This is a genomic window from Halorubrum sp. AJ67, from assembly GCF_000513435.1.
Genome location: NZ_CBVY010000022.1, coordinates 52983 through 54517, shown reverse-complemented (window position 1 = coordinate 54517; position 1535 = coordinate 52983). Strand labels below are relative to the sequence as shown.

Below are 1535 nucleotides of genomic sequence, written 5' to 3'. Positions count from 1 at the left end.
TCCGGCCGGCGCGCCGCCCGGTTCGTCCGGGGCGTAGCCGGTACAGCAGCCGCCACAGCGCGTACACTCGAACCCGATCGACTCGATGGCGTCCGCGAGGGCCGCGACGTCGAGGTCGCGGGCCGCGGCGAGTTCGGCTTCGAGCGACTCCATACGTGTCGTTCACGGCGCGCCGGAGTTAACGTCGTCCCTTCCGGGCGAAGGAGCGAAGTGCGACCGTCTCCTACCAACCGAGCGTGAAGGGGTACGAACGGAAGCAGCTCTTAGAGCGGGTCAACCGGGAGTCCTCGACGGTGGGCGTCGAGATCCCGGAATCGATCGAGATCCAGGGCGAGGAGATCGACCTGCGCTCGTTCGTCTTCGAGATCAAGCGCCGCGACTCGGTCCCGCCGGGCGAGCGCGACCGTGTCGACCGCGCTAAGCGCAACCTCCGGCGCGAGCGGCTCGACCGGCTCGAACCGATCGAGGAGAACGAGGTGAGCCGCGAGGAGGGCGAGGAACTGGCGGCGTCAATCATCGGTATCGACCGCGCCTTAGAGGCGTTGGAGGGGTTAGACGCCCCCGACCCGGAGACCGAGGCGAAACGGCAGGAGGCCGCCGACCAGAAGCGCTGGATGAACTTCTTACAGAAGGCGCTCGGGCGCGAGGACGGTGGCGGGCGCACGAATTTCTGAGGCGGGCGGATCGCGTCCCGCCGTCGGCCGCTTCCGGCTCGGTTCCCGGGGAGCGCGGCTCAGTTCCCGGTGAAGTCGATCCGCGAGCCGCTGCCGTCGCCCTTCCCCGCGGAGGGGCCGAGCCGGACGAACTCGTAGGCGTCGTCGTCGAGGAACACGTCGTCGCCGTCGACGGTCACGGAAACGGATTCGAGGACGGCCCCCTCGCAGGGACCGAAGTTACAGTAGCCGCCGTCGGCCTCGAACGTCGCGCCGTGCTTCTGACAGAACACCTCCCCGTTGCGGACGAACGCGCCGTCGTCCTTGTCGAGGCGGACGTCCGTCCAGTGTTGACAGTAGTTGCGGAACGCGCGCACCTCGCCGGCGGCCCGGGTGAGGATCGCCTCTACTTCGGGGTCGCCGTCCTCGCCTTCCCCGAGGTCACCCTCGCCCTCGCCGACCGCGTCCGGATCGGTCGGTCGGAGCGTCACGAGCAGCGTGCTCTCCTCGGGAACCTCGTCGACGCCGGCGATCCGGCGGCTCTCGTCCATGTCCGAGCGAGGCCCGCGGCGGGTTTGAACGTTATGCGTCGCGCTCGGCCGCTCAGACGCCGAGCCACTCGTCGTCGCGGACCTCGTAGCCGTTCTTTCGACAGTACTTCGCTCCCTGTCGGCGCACGTCCCGCGAGCCGGGAACCGACTCCTTCTCGTTGATCCGGTCGACGACCCAGTCGGCGATGGCGCGGACTCCCTCCTCGTCGTCGAGTTCGTCGATGTCGCTCAGCGCCCGGAAGGTGCGCTCGAACGCCTCGTGTTGCGACCGGCCGAAGTCGGCGTTCTCGAGGTCGGCAGCCGCCTCGACGACCCGCTTCATCGCGGCTGC

2 protein-coding genes and 2 pseudogenes are annotated in these 1535 nt (G+C 69.1%); 1 reads left to right on the top strand and 3 read right to left on the bottom strand.

All coding sequences use genetic code 11. The features are described from left to right. Positions 1–153, bottom strand: a pseudogene (locus BN903_RS13925) (YkgJ family cysteine cluster protein); the annotation flags it as partial. Positions 154–236: 83 nt separating this feature from the next. Here BN903_RS13925 and BN903_RS13920 point away from each other — a divergent pair. Beyond that, a complete protein-coding gene (locus BN903_RS13920) occupies positions 237–674 on the top strand; it encodes a DUF5788 family protein (protein ID WP_048078302.1) in 438 nt (145 codons plus the stop codon). 59 nt (positions 675–733) lie between these two features. Here BN903_RS13920 and BN903_RS13915 read toward each other — a convergent pair whose 3' ends face one another. Together BN903_RS13915 and BN903_RS13910 are read right to left on the bottom strand one after the other, a co-directional pair. Then, entirely contained in the window at positions 734–1204 is a 471-nt protein-coding gene (locus BN903_RS13915) for a Rieske 2Fe-2S domain-containing protein (protein ID WP_048078301.1), read from the bottom strand. Between the two features lie 52 nt (positions 1205–1256). Continuing rightward, positions 1257–1535 (bottom strand): annotated as a pseudogene (locus BN903_RS13910) (hypothetical protein); the annotation flags it as partial.

Coding starts and splice junctions, on each gene's coding strand:
- BN903_RS13915 (WP_048078301.1), bottom strand. CDS start 1,204: ATGGACGAGAGCCGCCGGATCGCCGGCGTCGACGAGGTTCCCGAGGAG.